The following is a 21,100-nucleotide window of genomic DNA, read 5'->3' as shown; positions in this document are numbered from 1 at the left end:
GCCGGGGTCCCCGCGGGGCCCCCCCCCCCCGGCGCCCCCCCCCCCCCCCCCCCGCGGGCCCCCCCGCCCGGGGGGGGGGCCCCCCCCCGGGGGGGCGCCCCCCCCCCCCGGGCCCCCCCCCCACCCACCGCTTCAGTATTAGCAACTTTGGTTGACACAGCAGAATAAGCAACTATAGTTGCTTGCATGACTCCGAAAGCACCGTTCCCCGACCCAGTCGGAGGCGTCGCCGACGGCCTGGCCGCGGTGGTCGCCCTCCGTGAGCTCGCCGACCGCCTCGAAGACGCCGAGGTCGAGCGCGCGCTCCGCGAAGGCTGGAGCTGGACCCAGATCGCCGACGCTCTCGGCATCACGCGGCAGGCGGTCCACAAGAAGCACCTGCGCCGTGTCGCCGCGGCCGGCGTCGAATTGAGGAGACGCAATGTCTGAGATCGCTCCCGGCTCCGCCCAGAACGTGCCCGGCCAGCCGCTGTCACGCGCGCTGCGTCCGGTGATCATCCGCTCCGTCGCCGAGGCGCAGCAGCGCAGCTCGTCCACCGTCGAAGCCGAGCACCTGCTGCTGGCGCTGTCCCGCGAGGGAAGCGAGCCGGTGCGCGCCGTCCTCGCCGCCGCGGGCCTCGACCCGAAGGGCCTCGACGCCGCGCTGGCCGACGAGCGCGCCACCAGCCTGCGCGTCGCCGGTGTCACCCCGCCGCCCGCCGAACGCCTGTCGGCGTCGCCGCGCGTCGTCCGCCCCCGCTGGGGCGCCTCCGCCCGAGAGGCACTCGTCCGCGCCCACCGGGTCGCCGCCGCCAACCGACGGCAGCGGTCGGGCGAGCTCGACCTGCTCGCCGCCCTCCTCAGCCTCGAGCTCGGCACCGTGCCACGCGCCCTCGCTCTGGCCGGCATCGACCGGCAGGCACTCCTCGCGTCGGCCCGCCGCGCGGCCTGACCTCGGCGCCGCGCGCACCGCATCCTGACACGCACTCACGCGCTCTTACATCCCCTCGCTCGTGCTGTAAGCGGGACGTGAGGGCGATGTAAGCGCGCCCGCGCACTATCGGAGCATCACCATTCCAACCAGGAAAGGAACACCATGACTCGAAGCTCCGAGTGGGCCGTCGAAGCCCACGGGCTCGTCAAGGTCTTCGGCGACAACCGCGCGGTCGACGGCGTCGACCTCACCGTTCGCGCCGGCGCCGTCTACGGCGTCCTCGGCCCGAACGGGGCCGGCAAGACCACCACCATCTCCATGCTCGCCACCCTGCTGAAGCCGGATGCGGGCGAGGCCTTCATCTTCGGCCACGACATCCGCAAGGAGCAGCAGGTCGTCCGCCAGCTGATCGGCGTCACCGCGCAGTTCGCGTCGGTGGACGAGACCCTGTCCGCCAACGAGAACCTCATCATCTTCTCCCGCCTGCTCGGGCTGAGCGGACGCGAGGCCAAGCAGAAGACCGCCGAACTGCTCGAGGAGTTCGGGCTGACGGAGGCGGCGAAGCGCCCGCTGAAGAAGTTCTCCGGCGGCATGCGCCGGCGCCTCGACCTGGCGGCCAGCCTGATCGCCCAGCCGCCGCTCATCTTCCTCGACGAGCCGACCACCGGCCTCGACCCGCGCACCCGCGCCCAGATGTGGGACACCATCCGCCGCCTGGTCGCCACCGGATCCACCGTGCTGCTCACCACGCAGTACCTGGACGAGGCCGACCAGCTGGCCGACCGCATCGCGGTCATCGACCGCGGCCGCGTCGTCGCCGAGGGCACCGCCGACGAACTCAAGGCCTCGGTCGGGGAGTCGTCGCTGCAACTGCGCATCAGCGACCCGGCCGACATCGAGGACGCCCGCCGTGCCATCCAGACCGTGCTCGGAGTGGATGCGGTGGTGTCGCCCGAGGGCTCCCGCATCACCGCCCCCATGCGCAACGCGGACGCGGTCACCGACCTGTTCATCACGTTCCGCGAGGCGGGCATCCACCTGTCGGAGATGTCCGTGCAGAAGCCGACGCTCGACGAGGTGTTCCTCACCCTCACCGGCCACGGCGTCGAAGACGAGAAGGCGGACGAGGCGTCCGCCGAAGAAGGAGAGAAGGTCTCCGCATGACCGCCCTGACCACCATCACCCCGCCCTCCGAGCGGCGGCTGAAGAACCACGTGAGCCTGAGCCAGACGCTCGCGAACACCGTCACCATGGCGCACCGCGGCCTCCTCAAGATCAAGCGGACGCCGGAGCAGCTGATGGATGTGACGCTCCAGCCGGTGATCTTCACCGTCATGTTCGCCTTCCTGTTCGGCGGCGCCCTCGCGGGCAGCGTCCAGGCGTACCTGCCGCAGCTCATCCCGGGCATCCTCGTCCAGACGGTGATCACGGCCTCCGTCGTCACCGGCGTCCAGCTCCGCGAGGACATGGACAAGGGCGTGTTCGACCGCTTCAAGTCGCTCCCGATCGCGCGCATCGCCCCGCTCTCGGGCGCCCTGCTCGCGGACACCCTGCGGTACACGATCGCCACGGCGGTCACGTTCATCGTCGGCTTTGCGATGGGCTACAAGCCCGGAGCCGGGGTCGGCTATGCGGCGCTCGGCGGCCTGCTCGTCATCGCCTGCGCGTGGGCGATCAGCTGGATCTTCGCCTTCTTCGGGGTGATCGCCCGGACCGCCGGCTCGGTGCAGGGCATCTCGTTCCTGGTGCTGTTCCCGCTGACGTTCTTCTCGAACGCCTTCGTGTCGCCGAGCACACTCCCGAGCTGGCTGGAGTGGTTCGTGAACATCAACCCGGTGTCGCACCTGGTCACCGCGGTGCGCGACCTCGCCAACAACGGCACCTTCGGCGCGGACGGCTGGATCGCCCTCGCCGGCGCGGCCGTGATCGTCGCGGTGTTCGCCCCGCTGACGGTCCGCGCCTACATGCGGAAGGCCTGACCGACCGGCCGGTCCCGTGACGGCGACCGTCGCATCCTGCGGAGGGATGCGGCGGCCGCTTTCGCATCCCCGCCCCCAGACATTCGTGCCGAATGCGCGGAAAGCGCCCCCGTAAACGCACATTCGGCACGAATGCCTGACCGGCTCACGCGCGAGGAGGTCGCGGCGTACGCACGATACGTGCGCGGATGCGCGCGGGAACGCGGGAAAGCCGCGCGGACAGCGACATACACTGGAGAAGTGACAGCGTACGTCTCGGCCTTCGACCTGTTCTCGATCGGCATCGGCCCGTCGAGTTCGCACACCGTCGGACCCCTCCGAGCGGCCGCCGCGTTCGCCTCCCACCTCGACGGCGAGGAGACGCGCGCAGGGATGCTCGACCGCGTCGACCAGGTCACCTGCACCCTCTACGGTTCCCTCGGCTCCACCGGCATCGGCCACGGCACCCCGGACGCCGTCATCGCCGGACTCCGCGGCCTGCAGCCGGAGACGTGCCGCCCGGAGGACGTCCGCGGCGCCTGGTCGGACCTCGCCCCGGGGGCGACGCTCCTCCTCGCCGGCCGCCGCAGCATCCCGCTGTCGAAGGACGACATCGCCTTCGAGCCGCGCACACGCCTGCCCGGCCACCCCAATGCGCTGACGCTGCGCGCCTGGGGCCGCGACGAGAACGGAGAGCGGTCGCCGCTCCCCCTGCTCGAGGAGACGTACTACTCCATCGGCGGCGGGTTCATCCGCCGCGACGGCGAGGAGGCCGAGCTCGCGGCGCGCAAGGCCCATCCCCTCCCCTACGACACCGCCGAGGAGCTGATCGCGATCTGCGACCGGGAGTCGATCCCGATCTGCGAGGTCGCGCGCCGCAATGAGGTCGCGCTGCACGGGGAGGACGCCACGCGCGAACGCCTCGACCTGATCTGGGAGGCGATGGCCGAGTGCGTCGCCCGCGGGCTCTCCGGCGACGGAACGCTGCCCGGCGGTCTCGGCGTCTGGCGCCGCGCCGCGAAGATGCGCCAGCACCTGGAGTCCGTCCAGGATGACCCGGGTCGCGCTACCGCGCTCGAGTGGCTGCACGCGTTCGCGCTTGCGGTCAACGAGGAGAACGCGTCCGGCGGCCGGGTCGTGACCGCCCCGACGAACGGCGCGGCCGGCATCGTCCCCGCCGTCGCCCATTACTACCTGCGGTTCGTGCCCGGCGCCTCCGCCGAGGGTATCCGGCAGTACCTGCTCACCGCGACGGCGATCGGCTCGCTGTTCAAGGCCAACGCCTCCATCTCCGGAGCCGAGGGAGGCTGCCAAGCGGAGGTCGGATCGGCGTGCGCCATGGCGGCCGGCGCCCTGTGCGCGGTGCTCGGCGGAACCCCGCGCCAGGTGGAGAACGCGGCCGAGATCGCGATGGAGCACCACCTCGGCCTCACGTGCGACCCGGTCGGCGGCCTGGTGCAGATCCCGTGCATCGAGCGCAACGCGATCGCCTCCTCGACGGCCGTTTCTGCCGCCCGCCTCGCCTTGCACGGCGACGGCTCGCACCTCGTGTCGCTCGACACCGTCATCGAGACCATGCGGCAGACCGGTCTCGACATGTCGACGAAGTACAAGGAGACCAGCGAGGGCGGCCTGGCGGTCAACGTCATCGAGTGCTGAGGGATGCGACGGCGCCGATGCGTCGCCCCGCGCTGTGGACTCGGAGCAGGTTCGAAGGCGCGGGCCATACGCTGCGATCATGACCGTGATGGACATCCCCTTCCAGACCATCGACGGCGAGCAGACCTCCCTCTCGGCATTCGCCGGCAAGGTCATCCTCGTCGTCAACGTCGCCTCCCGCTGCGGGCTCGCTCCGCAGTACGAGAAGCTCGAGAAGCTGCAGGAGACCTACGGTGACCGCGGGTTCACCGTCGTCGGGTTCCCCAGCAACCAGTTCCTGCAGGAGCTGAGCTCCACCGATGCCATCAAGGAGTACTGCTCCACCACCTGGGGCGTCACGTTCCCGATGATGGAGAAGGTGCGCCTGAACGGACGCAACGCCCACCCGCTGTACCGGGAGCTGACGAAGTCGCCGGACGCCGACGGTAAAGCCGGTCGGGTGAAGTGGAACTTCGAGAAGTTCGTGATCACGCCCGACGGCGCCGTGCACCGCTTCCGCCCGCAGACCGAGCCGGACGACCCGGCCGTCCTCGGGCTGATCGAGGAGTCGCTGCCCGCCGCAGCCTGAGCGGCGCGCGGTCGACCGCGGTCACGCCCGACGGAACCAGCGACCTCCGACGCGCTCGGTGAGCCGCCAGGGGCCGGTCTCGGCGATCGGGCGGAGGCCGGCGACGGTGTGTTCCGCGACGCGGAGGGCGGACTGGGCGGAGTCCTCGGTGAACCGGACGGTGATGCGTGCCTCGCCGGCCACCACATCCACGCTCGACGCCTCCACGACCGCAAGTTCGCGGGCCGCCTCGGCAGCGGTCGGTTCCACGGAGCGCGGGTCCACTCCCGGACGAAGACGGCCGACGGCGATGATCACGCGGAAGGAGGGCACCCGCTGAGCCTACGCGCGTCGCAGAGGCGGAATCGGTCGAGCGGGCGTACCCTGACTCGATCAGAAGCACGGTCGGGGGATCGGAAGGGGTGCGCTGGTGCAGGATGCGCAGATGGATGAGCGGGCACGGGCCGATGAGCCGGTGACCGCCGAATTGCGGCTGGTGACCGACGAGGACGTCCTCACGGCCGAGGAGCGGAACGAGCTGGGCGCGCTGCTGCGCGAGCGGCGTCGCGGCGACCTCGCCGAGTCGCAGCGCATGGCGGAGTCGCTGGGCGTGCTGCTCGCGTCGCGGTCGGAGTCGACCGCCGACGACGAGCACGATCCGGAGGGCCCGACGCTGTCGTCGGAGTGGAGCCGGTTGCAGGCGCTGCGGTCGGATGCCGCACACGACATCGTCGCGGTGGATGCGGCGCTCGAGCGGCTGCGGATGGGCACCTACGGCGTGTGCGCACGCTGCGGGCAGCCGATCGGCGTCGACCGCCTGCGGGCACGACCGACGGCCGAGCTCTGCATCCGGTGCGCGGTGGCCGTCGAAAGCTGATCGGCCGACGCCGACCGCCGAGGGCAACGGCCTCGGGCAACAGCGCGGGGCAACGGGTCAGGGCAACGGGTCAGGGCAACGGCTTCGAGGCCAGGTAGACCGCCTCCGTGCGACTTGATGCTCCGGTCTTGCGCAGGATGCTCGACACGTGCACGCTCGCGGTCTTGGCGCTGATGTAGAGGCGCTCGCCGATCTGCTTGTTGCTGAGCCCCTGCTCGATGAGCGCGAGCACCTGTTCCTCGCGCTCCGTCAGCGGCTGACCGTGCGCGGTCGCGACCGCGGCGGGGCGCCCGGCGGGGTGCTCGGCGAGAGCGTCGGCCACCTGGATGAGCAGCGGGATGCCGTGGCCGGCAGCGGCCCGGCGGCCCTCGGCCACGAGGGCGTCAGCGCGCGAGCGCTCCCCCGCCGCGAGGGCGACACGGGCGCCGCGCAGCAGCGCATACGGCCGTAGGTGGACGGGCGCCACCGTGTCTTCCGCGGCGACGATCGCGCGTTCCCAGGCGGCCAGGGCGTCGGCGTACCGCCCGGCGCGGTCTGCGGTGTCCGAGACGGCGGCACGCGCAGTCGCGAGTTCGGCCTCGACCAGCGGAGCCCACGCCGTCGCGGTCGGCCAGGAACGCAGGCGGTCGAGGGTCGCCTCCAGGCGAGCGGCCTCGGCCAGCACATCCGGCGCGCCGTCGTCGTCGCCGGCCGCACCGCCGCTCGAGCCGTGGATGCCGTCGCCACGGACAGCGAGTTCGGCGAGCGCTCGGGACGCCGACGCCAGCACCGGCAGGTCGTATCCCGGGAGGGAGCGGAACGGCAGAGACCCGATCCCCCGCGTCTCGGCCCACGCGCGGTCGTAGTCGCCCAGCGCGATCGCCACCTCGGCGGACACGCGCGCCAGCGCCAGCCGGGTCTGCTGCTCCAGCTCGGCGAGTGCGCGGAGGGGTGTCCGCAACCGTCGGAGCAGCGCCTCCGCCCGTTGCGGCTCGCCGTGCCACACCCAGAGTCGTGCGCGCTGCAACTGGGCGGTCACGCCCGTCCGGTCGTCGAACCCGAGCGCGATGCGCAGCATCTCCTCCGCCCGCTCGTACTGCCCCAGCGCGACCAGCGGCTCGGCCGTGTTCGCCGCGAGCCAGACTCCCGACGTGCGCTCGACCCCGCGCTCGCGCGCCTGCGCGACGCCGGACTCCGCGAGGCGGACCGCCTCGGCGTACTGGCCGACCGAGTTCAGCGCGTCCGACGCGTTCACCGCGTAGCGGAGCGTCGCCCCCGCGTCGCCCACAGCGAGGCGCCCGGCGATCTCGAACTCGGCGAACCCCTCCTCGATGCGTCCACACTCGATGAGCGACGCCGCGAGGATGTTGTGGGCGACGGACCGCATCGCGGGCGCCGCCGCCTCGGCCTCCGCGATCGCGGCGCGTGCCGTCTCGATCGCGATGTCGAAGAGCCCGGCGAGCATCCGCTGCGCCGCGAGCTCCGTCAGCAGATGCGGGCGTAGCGGGTCGCCCGGGGACACCGCCTCCGGCGGGACCAGGGCGAGTGCCTCCTCCAGCAGCTCGGCGCTCCCCGGGCGGTTGAGGTTCGCCAGGTACTGGCCCTTGTCGCGCAGCAGCCGCGCCCGACGGGATGGAGCCAGGTCGTCGGCCTCGGCCAGCGCGGATTCCACCAGCGCGAGCGCCCGCTCGTTGTTGCCGGCGTTGCGGAGTGCGGATGCCGTACGGGCGATCACCGACGCACGGTCGCGCCCGCTCAGGGTCTCGGCGTCCGGGATGCGATCCCAGAGCTCGAGCACACGGTCGCCCATGGCCGCGGTGGTGGCGTACGCGTAGGAGCGCTTGGCCTCCTCCATGGCCTCCAGGGAGGCGAGGAAGGCGCGCCGCACATCGTGCGCCGCGAGCCAGTGAGACGACAGCTGCACCGCCGACCGCTGCGGGCTCTGTTCCAGCGCCTCGGCGTACCGGGCGTGGAAACGCGTGCGCTCCCCCGGCAGGAGGTCGGCGTGGATCGCTTCGCGGACGAGCGCATGACGGAATGCGTACTCGGTGGAGTCGGCGGAGAGCAGGTTGGCGACGACGGCCTCGCGGGCTCCCGCATCCAGCTCGTCCGGTGTGCCCTCGAACACGGCCGCAAGCAGGTCGTGCGTGACGCAGACGCCGCCCGCCGCCAGCACGCGCAGCAGCCGCTGCGCCGGATCGCTCAGCCGCTCGAAGCGGGCGAGCACCAGCTCGCGCAGCGTTTCGGGAAGATCGTCGCCGGACTGCAGGCCGTCGATGCACACCAGCTCTTCGACGAAGAACGGCACGCCCTCGCTCAGCTCGGTGACGCGCGCCAGGGAGGGATCGTCGGGCACGCGCCCGAGGAGCTCCGCGACCAGCTCGGCGACCTGCTCGGGGCCCAGGCGCGAGAGCTCCCAACGCGTCACGCGCCGGGTGCGCTCCAGCTCCGGCAGCCACGACCGCAGCACATGGCCCCGCGGCACCTCGTCGCTGCGGTAGGTGAGGACCACCAGCAGGCGCCCGCCCTCGGCCATCCGCACGATGAACCGGAGCAGCTCGAGCGTCGACCGGTCGGCCCACTGCACGTCTTCGATCGCCAGGATGACGGGCCGGTCGCCGGAGATCTTCTCCAGCAGTACCGTCACGAGCTCGTAGAGCCGCTCGGCGCCGGTGCGCGGAGGAACTGCCGACTCGTCGGCGAGCTCGGGCAGCAGCGCGGACAGCACCCCGGCGCCCGAACCGGTCGCGTCGAGCACACGCTCGAGCCCGACCGTCTGGATGAGACGGCGCAGCACCGCGGCGAACGGCGCGTACGGCGCGGCGTCGTCGCCCAGATCGACGCAACGACCGAGCAGCACGGTGGCCGTCGACTCCTGACCCGCCAGAAATTCCTCCAGCAGCCGGGTCTTTCCGATTCCCGCCTCGCCGCCGATCACGACGGCCTGCGGCTCCCCCTCCTGCGCATCGCGGAGCGCGTCGCGCAGCGCCACCAGATCGGACTCCCGTCCGATCAATGTGGGGCTCGACGCCGGTGCTCGCATGACATCATCGTGCCACCGACCACCGACATCCGTGGCCACCGCGAACGCGGGTCTGCGGAGGGCAGACAGCCGCCCGGCGCCGCCCTCAGCGGGCGACGTCGGCCAGCTCCCTGCGCTCCTCGTTCAGACCCTCCGCAGCGGGTGCCGGCACCGGCACGACCGCAGCCGCGCCGACGGTCGCCGACCGCGCATTCGTACGCCCCCGGCGCTCGGCCCGCAGCCAACGGCTCCGCTCGTCGACGCGGCGCGCCTGCTCGCGCTGCCGCTCCTCGCGCACCGCCTCGCCGGCCCGTACCCGGAAGTCCACGAACTCTTCGATCATCATCATCCGCTCCCCTCTTCTGCGTTGATCACGAGCTTTCTCGCTAAGGCGCCCCGCAGACATCGGGAAGATGCCCTATTCCTGCCTCCGGCGACGCCCGGCAGTCGCTTAAGGGGCTTCACTCCGCCGACCACTCGGGGCAGCATGGCGGACATGGCGACCATCAACGAGCTTCAACCCCCGTACAAGGTCGGGTACTTCGTGGGCAGTCTGTCCACGAGCTCCGTCAACAGAACGCTCTCGCGGGCCCTGCTGCGGCTGGCTCCGTCGGATCTCGTCTTCACCGAGATCCCCATCGGCGAGCTGCCCCTCTACAACCGCGACTTCGACGGCGACTTCCCGCCCGTCGCCCGCGAGTTCAAGGCGCTCATCGCCGAGCAGGACGCGCTCCTCTTCATCACACCGGAGTACAACCGGTCCATCCCGGGCGCGCTGAAGAACGCGATCGACTGGGCCAGCCGCCCCTACGGCGAGAACGTCATCGCGCGCAAGGCGACCGCCGTCATCGGGGCGTCCCCCGGCCAGATCGGGACGGCCGTCGCGCAGCAGCAGCTGCGCAGCGTCCTCAGCTTCCTGCAGGCGCCGCAGATGAACGCACCCGAGGCCTATATCTGGATGCGCCCCGGCCTCATCGAGGAGGACGGCACCGTCACCGATGCGGGGACGGAAGAGTTCCTCCGCGGCTTCATGAACGCGTTCTTCGAGTACATCGAGCGCGTGCTGACGGTGGTGCCGAGCGCATCGTGAGAATGCAGGACGAGGGCGGCGACCGCAGTGTGGAGCTGCGGCCGGCCGCCTACGACTCGGCGAGCGACCGCGTCGTGGTGGACGCGGTGGTGGAGGACGGCGGCCGCCGCTGGACGCTGACCGACGCCTGCCTGACCGACGACGAGGCGCGCGACCTCGCGGCCTGGCTCGCCGGGATCGCCGACGACGCAACGGCCGCCGCCGACGAGTGGACGTCGCTCACGTTCGCCTCCACCGTCATCAGCCTCAGCGGCCACCGCATCCCTGGTGGCACGGTCGAACTGCGGATGGCGGTGCTGCGGATGCTCGCGGCAGGTGGCGGCACCACGGATGTCGTGGTCGGGCTGAGAGCGCCGCAGGCGGCGGTCAGCGCCGCCGCCCGCGACCTCCTCTTCGAGCTCGACGGCCTCCGCCGCTAAGCCCGGCGGGACGCCGTAGCCCGGGCTACCGCCCGCCCTCGCGCTTGCGGTGACGCTGCTGGATCGCCTGCTCGCCGTACGGGTAGATGTCGGAGCGCGGCGTGCTCGCCTCGTCGAGGCGTGCTCGCTGCTCGTCGGTCAGCTCCAGGTCGGCCGCGCCGAGGTTGTCCTCCAGCTGCTCAACGGTCCGGGCGCCGAGGATGACGGACGTGACCGCCGGGCGGTCGCTCAGCCAGGTTAGCGACACCTGCGAGGCGGAGGCTCCCGTCTCGCTCGCGACCGCATCCACCGCGTCGATGATCTCCCACGTGCGCGGGTCGGCGTTGCGGGCCTCCCACGCCTCCATGCCGCGGGTCGGGTTCTCGCCGAGCCGCGTCGCCCCGGTCGGCGGCTCGTCGCGGCGGTACTTGCCGCTCAGCCAGCCGCCCGCGAGCGGCGACCACGGCAGGAGTCCGATGTTCGCATCCAGAGCCGCCGGCACCACCTCGTGCTCGATGCCGCGCACGATCAGGCTGTACTGCGGCTGCAGGGTGACCGGCGCGGCCCACCCGTTCGCCCGCGCGACCTGGACGGCCTTCGTCAGCTGCCAGCCCAGGTAGTTCGAGAAGCCGTAGTACGAGATCTTTCCGGAGGTGACGGCGTCGTCGAGGAACCGCAGGGTCTCCTCGATCGGCGTCAGCGCGTCCCACGCGTGCATCTGGTACAGGTCGATGTGGTCGACGCCGAGACGCCGCAGAGAGGCGTCGAGCGCGGTGCGGAGGTGAGTGCGCGAGAGGCCGAGGTCGTTGGGACCGCCGCCCATCGGGAACCGGCCCTTCGTCGCGATCACCACCCCGTCGCGGCGGCCCGGGTTGCGGGCCAGCCACCGGCCGATGATCGACTCCGAGGCGCCGGTCGTGTACACGTCTGCTGTGTCGATGAAGTTGCCGCCCGCGTCGAGGTAGCGCTCCAGGATGGCGTGCGAGGTCTGCTCGTCTGCCTCCGCTCCGAAGGTCATCGTGCCGAGGGCGAACTCCGACACGATCGTTCCGCTGTTTCCGAGGTTGCGTAGATCCATAGCGCGAAACTAGCCCCGTCCCGGCGGTTTGCGTACTGTGTGCCATCGTGAAGCTGCTCCTGATCTCCGACACGCACGTCCCGAAACGCGCTCGCGCCCTGCCCGCTCAGGTGCTGGCGGCGGTGGATGCGGCCGATGTCGTCATCCACGCCGGGGACTGGGTGGATGCGGCGACGCTCGACCTGCTGGAGCAGCGCTCACGACGGCTGGTGGGCGTCTGGGGCAACAACGACGGACCGGAGCTGCGGCGGCGTCTGCCGGAGGTCGCGAACGTGGAGCTGGGCGGCCTGCGATTCGCCGTCGTGCACGAGACCGGGCCGGCGACCGGGCGCGAAGTGCGTGCCGAACGCGACCACCCCGATGCGGATGTGCTGGTGTTCGGGCACTCGCACATCCCGTGGGACACGGTGTCGCCGCGTGGACTCCGGCTCCTCAACCCCGGCTCGCCGACGGACCGGCGACGTCAGCCGGTCTGCACCTACCTGACGCTGGAGGTGGCGGACAGTCGGATCGCCGACGTCACGCTGGTGCCGGTCGACCGCGGCTGACGTTCCGTGGGGCGCAACGCGCCGTTATGAGCGCCCCATAACGGCGTGTTGCGGCCCCGGGATGCGCCAGCGTGTCACGCCCGCAAGAAGCCATCGACGAGCATCCCCCGCACCGCCGGCAGGAGGTCCGCGAGGAGCGCGTCACCGTCGACCTCCAGCAGCTGCGCCAGCGCCGCCGCGATCGCCGCGACGGACAGCTCCCCGTCGCACGCGCCGACCAGCGCCGCGAGTCCGGTGTCGGCCGACACCGTCCGCCCGAAACCGCCGCCCTGCCGGAGCAGGATCGCCGTCGGCGCGTCGGCTCCCGGCCAGAGATGCCGCTCCTCCGTCACGTCGCCCGCGAGGACCGGCCGCAGCCTTCCCAGCTCGTCGTCCGTCAGTGCGGCCTGCAGATCGTGCGCCGCCAGCGCCTCGGCGAGGTGAACGCCCAGCCCGGCCTCGTTGGCGCCGAGCGAACCGTGCAGCCGCTCGAACCGGCGCAGCGTCGGCACGCCCCCCGACCGACGGAGCAGCAGGTACCCGAACCCGACCGAGCGCACCTCGCGGGCCTCGAAGTCGTCGAGCCACGCGCCGAGCAGCCGCTCGAACTCCGGGGTGCCCGGGCGGGTGCCGCCGTCGCGGATCCACGTCTCCGAGTAACGCACCGCGTCCTCGACGTCACGCTCGATGACCCAGGCGTCGAGCGGGACGGGGGACGCATCCACCCAGTCGCGCACACGCTGGAGACCGTCGCCGGGGCCGCGGTACTCCCAGTTGCCGAGCAGCTGCGCGACCCCGCCGGGCTGGAGATGCTCGCCGCATCCGCTCACGAAGGAGGCCACCAGCCCGTCGCCGACCATGCCGCCGTCGCGGTACTCGTAGGCGGGCACACCCTCCGCTCGCGGCGTGATGACGAACGGCGGATTGGACACGATGTGGTCGAAACGCTCGCCGGCGACCGGCTCGAACATGCTCCCGAGCCGCAGCTCGACGCCGTCGATCTCGTTGAGCGCGAGGTTCAGGGCCGCCAGGCGGAGGGCGCGCGGCGAGATGTCGGTCGCGACGACCCGGCGGGCGTGGCGTGCGGCGTGCATCGCCTGGATGCCGCATCCCGTACCGAGGTCGAGCGCGCTGTCGACCGGGGTCTGCAGCATCAGCCCGCTGAGGGTGAGGGATGCGCCGCCGACGCCGAGCACATGGTCTTCGGGCAGTGCGTGGCCGAGGGCGAGCTCGCCGAGGTCGGAGACGATCCACCACTCGGCGAGGCCCGCCGCATCCACGAAGCCGTACGGCCGGAGGTCGACCGCCGACGCAACCGTGTCGCCGTCGACCGTGACGAGTTCGAGCGCGAGCGCACCGTCGATCCCCAGCGCGGGGAGGGCCGCGGCGACCTCGTCGCGCGGGGCCGGCCGGCCGAGCACGAACAGCCGGGCGAGCGTCGCCAGCGCCGACGGACCGCGGCGTCGCAGCGCCCGCTCCGCCGGGACGCGCTGCCCGCGGTGCAGCGCCTCCGCGGCATCCACGCCCCAGAGCTCGGTCAGCGCGTCGACCGTGAGGCCGGCGCGGATCAGGTCGGACCGGAGGTCGGGAATGCGTTCGGCGGCCGGGACGGCGGGTGCGCTCATCCTTCCATTGAAGCAGGGGCAGAATGGGGCTGTGATCCGCAAGAGAGCGATCGTGTCCGGGGGCGTGCAGGGCGTCGGGTTCCGCTGGGGTGCGCGGGAGGCCGCGCAGCGCCTCGGCGTGACGGGATGGGCGCGCAACCGCCTCGACGGAACGGTCGAGGCCGAGATCGAGGGGACGCCGGAGCAGGTCGGCCGGATGCTGGACTGGCTGCGCACCGGCCCGCCGGGCGCATCCGTCTCGAACGTCGCCGTCTCCGACCTCCCGCTCGCCCACGACGACGCCTTCCGCATCCACGAAACCGCCTGACCCCCCCAAGCCAACAGCTCCTGAGTTTTTCGCACGAATCAGCGAGCGAAAGCGGAAAAACTCAGGAGCTCTTGGCCCGTTACGGGAGGGACGGACGGACGGGCGCGGGGCAGAATGGGGGCATGACGCGCGCGACACTGCTGACCATCACCACGCCGACCGGGACCCCGGAGGCCGGCGATCCCGGGTTCGTGGTGTCCGACTTCGACGCGCCGCAGGTGCGCGTCACCGACCTGTCCGTCACCCGCGGCGACGGCGTCTTCGAGACGATCGCCGTCATCGGCGGCCACCCGCAGGCGCTCGAACCGCACCTCGCGCGACTGGCGAACTCGGCTGCGCTGCTCGACCTCCCGGCCCCGGCGGTCGACGTCTGGCGGGAGGCGGTGCGCGCGGGCGTCGCCGACTTCCTCACCCGCAACGGCGACGGGGATGCGGAGCTGTACGCCAAGCTCGTCTACAGCCGTGGCATCGAGGGCTCCGGCGTCCCGAGCGGTTGGCTCTTCGTGGATGTGGGCGAGGACTTCTCGCAGGCGCGCCTCGGCATCCGGGTGGTCACCCTCGATCGTGGGCTCCGGCACGACGTCGCCGAGACGTCGCCCTGGCTGCTGGCCGGAGCGAAGACCCTCTCGTACGCGATCAACCGCGCCGCGCAGCGCGAGGCGGTCCGCCGCGGGGCCGATGACGTGCTCTTCGTCAGCAGCGACGGCTACGCGCTCGAGGGCCCCACCTCCAACGTGGTGACGCTCACCGACGGCGTCGTCCGCACCCCGAACACCGACCAGGGCATCCTCGCCGGAACCACGCAGGCGGCCGTCTTCGAGTTCTTCGAGAGCCGCGGGCTGCAGACCGAGTTCGCTCCCCTGACCCTCGACGACGTGACCGCGGCCGACGCCCTCTGGCTCGTGTCCAGCGTCCGGCAGGCGGCGCCGGTCACGCACCTCGACGACCGCGAATACCCGGTGGATGCGGCCCTCACCGCCGAGCTGAACGCCTACCTCCTCGCCCGCACCGAATGACGGCGGACGGCACGTAGACCCTTCGTTGCACCCCGATTGGCGTGGTGTCGGCAGCACCGCCTAGGCTGATCCCACCGCGCGGGCGATGGGGCCGGCGCGACGGGCGGACGCCCGTCCACGACCCGGGGAAGGAGGGTGCGCGATGACCGAACCGGTGCCACGCAGCATCGAGCTGCTCCGTCAGCAGGCGCGCGACGAGCTGTCCGCGATCATCGAGCACCGCTGCCGCGCCGGCGAAGATCCGTGGCAGTTCATCCCCGACCTCCCGAGCGTCGACGAGCAGGTCGTGATCGGCCTCCGCGCGACGGCTATCGAGGCGTTCGACCTCGCCGACGAGCAGTCGCGAGCACACCATCCCTCGGCCGGCCGCGATGTGTTCGCCCGCTTCGAGTACGGGGTGCTGCGCCGGATCGCCCTGGAGCATCCCGAACTCAGCGAAGCGGTCTGGGGGATGCTCGACAAGGTCGAGCGCGCCTGACTACTCTTCCCGCATGGGAATCGTCACCGCCGACATCGCCATCTCGCTCGACGGCTTCGCGGCCGGGCCGGACCAGTCGCTCGAGCAGCCGCTGGGCGGGGGCGCGGCCAACCGTCTCCATGCGTGGATGTTCGAGTACGCCGACGCGCACGCGGAGGAGATCGACGCCATCACGGCGGCCGGCGCCTACGTCATGGGACGCAAGATGTTCGGGCCGGTGCGGAACGAGTGGCCCGCCCCCGACGAGCCGCTCGGCGACTGGATCGGCTGGTGGGGTGACGAGCCGCCGTATCACGCTCCCGTGTTCGTCCTCACGCACTACGCACGCGAGCCGCTGGAGTTGACGGGAACCACCTTCCGCTTCGTCACGGACGGCATCCACTCGGCGGTCGAGCAGGCGCGAGAGACCGCCGGGGATGCGGACGTCGCCATCGCCGGCGGCGCCGAGACCCTCAATCAGGCGCTCTGGGCGGGGATCGTGGACGAGCTCCGGCTGCATATCGCCCCCGTCACCCTCGGCGCAGGCGAGCGCGTCTTCGACCGTGTGCCCCCGCTGGAGTTCGAGCTGCTGCGGGAGCGGGTCACCCCCGAGGTCGCGCACCTCACCTATCGCGTGCGTCGCTGAGCGGGCCGGCGACCGCCCCGGGTCAGAGCGCCGCGGCCTCCGTCACGGGCAGCCGGCAGACGAAGTCGCGGCAGAGATACGCGGTCGGCAGGCCATCACGCGTGACGCGCGCCTCGAACAGCTCGAATCCCTCTGCAGCCAGGCGCGCCGCATCCTGCTCGGTCACCAGGGCGACGAGGGGCGCCGGATGCCGCCGCGCGGCGCATACGAGGCCACCGGAATCCGCACCAGCCGCCTCCGCTTGCGTCCCCGGCAGCACCACGACCAGCTGCTCCGGCTCCTCCGCCAGGCGGGACATCAGCGTGAGCGACGCCCCGAACCCGCTCGGCACCTGGGGCGCCTGGGCCGCCACCATCCGCATCGCCTCCCGTGCAGCCCGCTCGTACTTCCGCTCCCCCGACAGCAGGTAGAGCGTGTGCGCCGCCGCGGCGGTCGCGCTCAGTCCCGAGGGATACGCACCTTCGCTCGGGTCCACCCGCACCGCCAGCCCGGTTGCGGCGAGCACCGGGTCGCCGCCGCCCGGGGTGTCGAACGGGCACGTCCCCTCGCCTGCCGCATCCAGGCACAGGTCCACCAGGTCGCGCGCCGCCGCCGCGTAGCGCGCTCCGCCGCCCGCGAGTGTCAGTTCCAGCAGGCCGCCGGCGAGCCCGCCGTAGTCCTCGAGCGTCGCCTCCGCGTCGCTGGCCCGGCCACCGAGGGAGGCGCGGAGCAGCAGCCCGTCCGCTCGCCGATGGCGGCTCAGCAGCATGTCGGCCGCCTCCCCCGCCGCGGCGATCCAGGCCGGTCGGTCCAGGATGCGACCGGCGCGGGCGAGCGCGCCGATCGCGAAGCCGTTCCACCCCGTCAGCACCTTGCCGTCGACCGCGGGCGGTTCGAGCCTGGCCCGCTCCTCCACCGCGACCCGGTAGTAGGTGCCTTCGACTCGCGCGCCGTCGATGACGCTCTCGGAGTCCTGTGCCGAGGCGAAGCCTCCGGCCGGTCGCCGTAGCACAGACAGCAGGAAGGCGGCGACCCCGTCGGCCGTCCGCTCCGCCCAGGCGGAACCGTTCTGCTGCCACGCGGTGGCATAGGCGTCGAGCAGCAGCGCGTTGTCGTAGAGCATCCGTTCGTAGTGCGGGTCGCTCCAGTCGCGCCGGGTGGCGTACCGGAAGAAGCCGCCGTCGACCGGGTCGCGGAGCGGGGAGGCGGCCATGCGCTCCAGTGTGCGGTGCCCGAGCTCCCGCCCGGCCGGCCGGGCGAGCAGGAAGCCCAGGACCGGCGCGACGGGGAACTTCGGCGCCGTCCCGAAGCCGCCGTACTGCGGATCCTCCGCCTGCGCGAGCCGCTCGACGGCCGCGGCGAGGGCTCGCTCGTCGGGAAGGTCGGCGACCGCTGTTGCGGCTGCGGCCGCCGCCGCCATCGCCTCGCCGACCCGCGCGGCGTCCGACTCCACGGCGTCTCGGCGGTTCAGCCACGCGTCGGCGACGGCGTCGAGCACCTGACGGAACGACGCCCGACCGCCGACCGGCTCGGGCGGAAAGTAGGTGCCCGCGAAGAAGGCCCGGCCCTCCGGGTTGGCGAACACCGTCAGCGGCCAGCCGAGATTGTCGGTGAAGGCGCTTGCGGCGGAGAGGTAGGCCGCATCCACCTCGGGATGCTCCTCCCGGTCGACCTTGATGGCCACGAACCGCGCGTTCAGCTCGCCGGCGGCGATCGGATCGCTGAAGCTCTCGCGCGCCATGACGTGGCACCAGTGGCAGGTCGCGTACCCGATGGAGATCAGCACGGGCACATCCCGCCGCCGCGCCTCCGCGAACGCCTCAGCGCCCCACGGGAACCAGTCGACCGGGTTGGACGCGTGAGCGCGCAGGTAGGGGCTGACCGCGTCCGTGAGCCGATTCACCATGGGCTCACCCTACGACCCGGGCGCGGGAACGGAAGCCCTCGACGTCGCCAGGCAGCAGTCGTACGGATGCGCTCAGGCCGGCCGATCCATCCCGTGCAGTCGCACCGACGAGTTGAGGTAGAACGCGGCCAGCACGGCGTACGTCAGGCAGGCGACAGCCGGGATGAACGCCCCCTCCGGCCGGCTGGCCAGCGCGCCGACGCCCGAGATGAACGCCAGGATCACCAGCGCGCCGCCGATCCAGAATCCAGCCGCGGGACGCGCGGTCGCGCGCCACCAGGGGCGAGGGTCGGTGCGGTTCTCATCGGCGCCCCGGAAGCAGCGCACTCCGACGATGACGTACGCGACGTTGAGTGCGGCGACGATCAGCACATCGAGCGTGGCATTGACGAGGTTCGCGATGACGAACCCGTTCAGCAACAGGATGAACGCGAAGACGCCGACGACGTAGGCGATTTTCCCCGTGACCGACGTGATCCTCACCCGACGAGCCTAGCCGGGAGCGCCGACACGGATGGGCCGCACGCTCCCGGCTGGTCGATCAGTTGACCTCGTCCGGGTGCGCGCTGACGCGTCCCTCGCGCTCGAGCGAGCTGATCGCGGCGACCTCGGCGGAGCTCAGCTCGAAGTCGAACACGTCGAAGTTCTCTGCCATGCGCTCCCGGCGGTTCGACTTCGGGAAGACGATGTTCCCGGTCTGCACATGCCAGCGGATGACGACCTGCGCCGGCGTCTTGCCGTGCGCCTCGGCGGCCTGCGACACCTCGGGCGTCTCGAACAGCGGGTACTTGCCCTGGCCGAGCGGACCCCACGCCTCGATCGCGATGCCGTGCTCGCGGGAGAACGCGGTCACCTCCGGCTGCTGGTGCGCCGGGTGCAGCTCGATCTGGTTGACGGCCGGGACCACGTCCGTGTTGGCGAGCAGCTTCTCCAGGTGCGGCACCAGGAAGTTGGAGACGCCGATCGCCTTCGCACGGCCCGACGCGTAGATCTTCTCCAGCGACTTCCACGCCTGCACGAAGGTGTCCTTCTGCGGCGTCGGCCAGTGGATGAGGTACAGGTCGACGTAGTCGAGCCCGAGCTTGCCGAGCGACTCGTCGAAGGCCGCCTCCGCGTCGGTCTGCCGGTCGTTCCACAGCTTGGTGGTGATGAAGAGCTCGTCGCGCGGGATGCCGGAGGACGCGATCGCCTGGCCGACGCCCTCCTCGTTGCCGTAGATCGCGGCGGTGTCGATGTGGCGGTAGCCGACCTCGAGAGCGTCGGTCACGATCCGGGTGGTCTCATCCGGATCGACCTTGAAGACGCCGAAGCCGAGCTGCGGGATGGTCGTCCCGTTGTTCAGGGTCAGGAGCGGAGTATTTGCGTTTGCAACCATATCCGCCACGGTACCAGGATGGTGGCGGCTGTCATCCCACCGGCCGCGTCTCCTCCTCCGCCTCGCCGACGACGATCCCCTCCGCCTCGAACCGGGCCACCAGCTCGCGCTTCAGCACTTTCCCGCTCGGCCCGAGCGGCAGCGCGTCGAGGATCTCCACGCGCCGCGGATATTTGTACGCCGCCACCCGCTCGCGCGCGAACACGAGCAGTTCGTCGACCCCTACCTCGCCGTCGGGCATCAGCGTCACCGCCGCCATGATCTCCTGCCCGTGCGTCTCGTGCGTCACGCCGAAGACCGCCGCCAGGGCGACAGCCGGATGCGCGGACAGCACCTCCTCGACCTCGCGCGGGTACACGTTGTAGCCGTTGCGGACGATCATGTCCTTCTTGCGATCGACGATGGTGATGTAGTCGTCGTCGCTCTTCGTGCCCAGGTCGCCGGTGCGGAACCAGCCGTCGACCACCGCCTCCGCGTTCGCCTCCGGGAGGTTGAGGTAGCCCTTCATCAGGTTGTGGCCACGCACGACGATCTCGCCGAGCTCGCCGCGCGGGAGCAGCTGGATGCGGTCATCCACCTCCGCGTCGGCGATCTCCACATCCACACCCCAGATGGGCGTTCCGACCGTACCCACCCGGGTCGGACGGCCGCGGTGGTTGAAGGAGGCGACCGGCGACGTCTCGGTGAGGCCATACCCTTCATGCACGTCGATGCCGTACACCTCCTTCATACGCTCGATGACGGCGACGGGGATGGCCGCGCCGCCGCTCATCCCGTACCGAAGCGGCGGGCGGTCGGGGTTGGACTTCGCCGCCTCCAGCAGTGCGATGTACATCGTCGGGACGCCGGTCATGACGGTGCATGAGTGCTGGTTCATCAGCTGCAGGGCGGTGGCTCCGTCGAACTTCGGCACGAGCACGACGGCCGCTCCCGCCCGGAATCCCATGTTCATCACGCAGGTCTGCCCGAACGTGTGGAACAGCGGCAGGCAGCCGAGAATGCGATCCTCCGGCTCCAGGTCAAGCGTGCCGGAGAGCAGGACGTTCACCTGCTCGACCAGCGAGAAGTGGCATCCTTCGGCACCCTTCGGCTTGCCCGTCGTCCCGCTCGTGTAGAGGATCGTCGCGGTGTCGAACGGGTCGCGCGGCACGTACGTGTCGACGGGCTCGGCGTCGGCGGCGAGCTCCTCCAGGCGCGGGAACGGTGCTTGCTCGTACATCTCGTCCGGCACCAGCACCGACACGGTCGGGACGCCGGCGAGCGCCGCCCCGCGCGCCCCCTCCGCGAGCAGCGGCGCGGCGCAGATCAGCAGCGACGCCCCGGAATCGCGCAGCACGTACGCGATCTCGTCCGCCTTCAGCAGCGCGTGCACGGGCACGACGACCGCGCCGAGGGCGAGGACGGCGTAGTACGACCGCGGGAAGTCGGGCACGTTCGGAACCATCAACGCCACCTTGTCACCGGGCCCGACGCCGAGCCCGCTCAGCGCTCCCGCGTAGGCGCGGGTCTGGTTCCACAGCTCGCCGTAGCGGATCTCCTGCCCCGCGAAGATCAGTGCGACGTTGTCGGGCGTCCGATGCGCCGTCTCCGCCAGGATGCTCGCGACAGACATGGTCGCATAGCCGTGACTCATGGGTTCTCCTCGTCTCCGTTGACGCCGGACCCGTTCCGGGTGTGATGCGAACCTACGTCAGCCGCGGGCAGGGGGCAACGCCCCCGGGTAGGGACCGTCCGGGGCGCA

At 71.7% G+C, this 21,100-nt stretch carries 23 protein-coding genes; 14 read left to right on the top strand and 9 right to left on the bottom strand.

The features are described from left to right. Window positions 1-186 precede the first annotated feature (186 nt). From ACF1AJ_RS00880 to ACF1AJ_RS00855, 6 genes are all read left to right on the top strand, one after another. The gene (locus tag ACF1AJ_RS00880) at window positions 187-429 is read left to right on the top strand and encodes a helix-turn-helix domain-containing protein (RefSeq protein ID WP_018191645.1); all 243 of its coding nucleotides are present in this window, start codon (window positions 187-189) and stop codon (window positions 427-429) included. Then, on the top strand, window positions 422-931 hold the full coding sequence (locus ACF1AJ_RS00875) for a Clp protease N-terminal domain-containing protein (RefSeq protein WP_391505737.1): 510 nt from the start codon (window positions 422-424) through the stop codon (window positions 929-931). Before ACF1AJ_RS00880 ends, ACF1AJ_RS00875 begins: the two co-directional genes overlap by 8 nt. 144 nt (window positions 932-1,075) lie before the next feature. Next, complete coding sequence (locus ACF1AJ_RS00870) at window positions 1,076-2,077, top strand: daunorubicin resistance protein DrrA family ABC transporter ATP-binding protein (RefSeq protein WP_018191647.1); 1,002 nt, start codon at window positions 1,076-1,078, stop codon at window positions 2,075-2,077. After that, a complete protein-coding gene (locus ACF1AJ_RS00865; protein WP_391505736.1) occupies window positions 2,074-2,892 on the top strand; it encodes an ABC transporter permease in 819 nt (272 codons plus the stop codon). The genes ACF1AJ_RS00870 and ACF1AJ_RS00865 overlap by 4 nt, the downstream gene beginning before the upstream one ends. Window positions 2,893-3,132: 240 nt before the next feature. Then, window positions 3,133-4,530: an L-serine ammonia-lyase gene (locus ACF1AJ_RS00860; protein ID WP_391505735.1), complete on the top strand. Its 1,398-nt coding sequence runs from the start codon at window positions 3,133-3,135 to the stop codon at window positions 4,528-4,530. A 79-nt stretch (window positions 4,531-4,609) separates the two neighbouring features. Beyond that, window positions 4,610-5,098, top strand: a complete 489-nt coding sequence (locus ACF1AJ_RS00855; protein ID WP_391505734.1) for a glutathione peroxidase — start codon at window positions 4,610-4,612, stop codon at window positions 5,096-5,098. Between the two features lie 21 nt (window positions 5,099-5,119). Here ACF1AJ_RS00855 and ACF1AJ_RS00850 read toward each other — a convergent pair whose 3' ends face one another. Further along, complete coding sequence (locus ACF1AJ_RS00850; protein ID WP_391505733.1) at window positions 5,120-5,410, bottom strand: hypothetical protein; 291 nt, start codon at window positions 5,408-5,410, stop codon at window positions 5,120-5,122. Between the two features lie 112 nt (window positions 5,411-5,522). Here ACF1AJ_RS00850 and ACF1AJ_RS00845 point away from each other — a divergent pair, with 112 nt between their 5' ends. Further along, window positions 5,523-5,954, top strand: coding sequence for a TraR/DksA C4-type zinc finger protein (locus ACF1AJ_RS00845; protein ID WP_309860407.1), 432 nt, complete (start codon window positions 5,523-5,525; stop codon window positions 5,952-5,954). A 70-nt stretch (window positions 5,955-6,024) separates the two neighbouring features. On the opposite strand, the gene ACF1AJ_RS00840 is transcribed toward ACF1AJ_RS00845, so the two are convergent. Then, window positions 6,025-8,976 carry an AAA family ATPase gene (locus ACF1AJ_RS00840; RefSeq protein ID WP_391505732.1) on the bottom strand — a complete coding sequence of 984 codons (2,952 nt, stop codon included), beginning with the start codon at window positions 8,974-8,976 and terminating at the stop codon, window positions 6,025-6,027. A gap of 85 nt (window positions 8,977-9,061) precedes the next feature. Beyond that, window positions 9,062-9,304, bottom strand: a complete 243-nt coding sequence (locus tag ACF1AJ_RS00835; RefSeq protein ID WP_391505731.1) for a hypothetical protein — start codon at window positions 9,302-9,304, stop codon at window positions 9,062-9,064. Between the two features lie 138 nt (window positions 9,305-9,442). Between ACF1AJ_RS00835 and ACF1AJ_RS00830 the strand changes: the two genes are divergently transcribed. Together ACF1AJ_RS00830 and ACF1AJ_RS00825 are read left to right on the top strand one after the other, a co-directional pair. Further along, window positions 9,443-10,045 carry an NADPH-dependent FMN reductase gene (locus ACF1AJ_RS00830; protein WP_391505730.1) on the top strand — a complete coding sequence of 201 codons (603 nt, stop codon included), beginning with the start codon at window positions 9,443-9,445 and terminating at the stop codon, window positions 10,043-10,045. A 2-nt stretch (window positions 10,046-10,047) separates the two neighbouring features. Beyond that, window positions 10,048-10,464, top strand: a complete 417-nt coding sequence (locus ACF1AJ_RS00825) for a hypothetical protein (RefSeq protein WP_391507408.1) — start codon at window positions 10,048-10,050, stop codon at window positions 10,462-10,464. A gap of 25 nt (window positions 10,465-10,489) precedes the next feature. On the opposite strand, the gene ACF1AJ_RS00820 is transcribed toward ACF1AJ_RS00825, so the two are convergent. Beyond that, window positions 10,490-11,521, bottom strand: a complete 1,032-nt coding sequence (locus tag ACF1AJ_RS00820; protein WP_391505729.1) for an aldo/keto reductase — start codon at window positions 11,519-11,521, stop codon at window positions 10,490-10,492. Window positions 11,522-11,568: 47 nt separating this feature from the next. Here ACF1AJ_RS00820 and ACF1AJ_RS00815 point away from each other — a divergent pair, with 47 nt between their 5' ends. Continuing rightward, window positions 11,569-12,069: a metallophosphoesterase family protein gene (locus tag ACF1AJ_RS00815; protein WP_391505728.1), complete on the top strand. Its 501-nt coding sequence runs from the start codon at window positions 11,569-11,571 to the stop codon at window positions 12,067-12,069. A 74-nt stretch (window positions 12,070-12,143) separates the two neighbouring features. Here the strand turns inward: ACF1AJ_RS00815 and ACF1AJ_RS00810 are convergent, their stop codons facing one another. Beyond that, on the bottom strand, window positions 12,144-13,673 hold the full coding sequence (locus ACF1AJ_RS00810) for a methyltransferase (RefSeq protein WP_391505727.1): 1,530 nt from the start codon (window positions 13,671-13,673) through the stop codon (window positions 12,144-12,146). A 31-nt stretch (window positions 13,674-13,704) separates the two neighbouring features. Between ACF1AJ_RS00810 and ACF1AJ_RS00805 the strand changes: the two genes are divergently transcribed. From ACF1AJ_RS00805 to ACF1AJ_RS00790, 4 genes are all read left to right on the top strand, one after another. Then, the gene (locus ACF1AJ_RS00805; protein WP_391505726.1) at window positions 13,705-13,980 is read left to right on the top strand and encodes an acylphosphatase; all 276 of its coding nucleotides are present in this window, start codon (window positions 13,705-13,707) and stop codon (window positions 13,978-13,980) included. A gap of 122 nt (window positions 13,981-14,102) precedes the next feature. Beyond that, window positions 14,103-14,996 carry an aminodeoxychorismate lyase gene (locus ACF1AJ_RS00800; protein WP_391505725.1) on the top strand — a complete coding sequence of 298 codons (894 nt, stop codon included), beginning with the start codon at window positions 14,103-14,105 and terminating at the stop codon, window positions 14,994-14,996. A gap of 142 nt (window positions 14,997-15,138) precedes the next feature. After that, window positions 15,139-15,474, top strand: coding sequence for a hypothetical protein (locus ACF1AJ_RS00795; RefSeq protein WP_018191664.1), 336 nt, complete (start codon window positions 15,139-15,141; stop codon window positions 15,472-15,474). A gap of 13 nt (window positions 15,475-15,487) precedes the next feature. Beyond that, on the top strand, window positions 15,488-16,099 hold the full coding sequence (locus ACF1AJ_RS00790; protein ID WP_391505724.1) for a dihydrofolate reductase family protein: 612 nt from the start codon (window positions 15,488-15,490) through the stop codon (window positions 16,097-16,099). A gap of 22 nt (window positions 16,100-16,121) precedes the next feature. On the opposite strand, the gene ACF1AJ_RS00785 is transcribed toward ACF1AJ_RS00790, so the two are convergent. The 4 genes from ACF1AJ_RS00785 to ACF1AJ_RS00770 form a co-directional block, all read right to left on the bottom strand. Next, on the bottom strand, window positions 16,122-17,984 hold the full coding sequence (locus tag ACF1AJ_RS00785) for a thioredoxin domain-containing protein (RefSeq protein ID WP_391505723.1): 1,863 nt from the start codon (window positions 17,982-17,984) through the stop codon (window positions 16,122-16,124). A 72-nt stretch (window positions 17,985-18,056) separates the two neighbouring features. Next, window positions 18,057-18,467: a hypothetical protein gene (locus ACF1AJ_RS00780; protein WP_391505722.1), complete on the bottom strand. Its 411-nt coding sequence runs from the start codon at window positions 18,465-18,467 to the stop codon at window positions 18,057-18,059. Between the two features lie 58 nt (window positions 18,468-18,525). Continuing rightward, window positions 18,526-19,359 (bottom strand): aldo/keto reductase, encoded by an 834-nt coding sequence (locus tag ACF1AJ_RS00775; protein ID WP_391505721.1) that lies wholly within the window; start codon window positions 19,357-19,359, stop codon window positions 18,526-18,528. A 31-nt stretch (window positions 19,360-19,390) separates the two neighbouring features. After that, complete coding sequence (locus ACF1AJ_RS00770) at window positions 19,391-20,992, bottom strand: long-chain fatty acid--CoA ligase (RefSeq protein ID WP_391505720.1); 1,602 nt, start codon at window positions 20,990-20,992, stop codon at window positions 19,391-19,393. Window positions 20,993-21,100: the final 108 nt, after the last annotated feature.

It is taken from the genome of Leifsonia sp. NPDC014704 (assembly GCF_043083605.1).
Lineage (GTDB): Bacteria > Actinomycetota > Actinomycetes > Actinomycetales > Microbacteriaceae > Leifsonia.
This window is presented reverse-complemented; position numbering and strand designations above follow the sequence as displayed.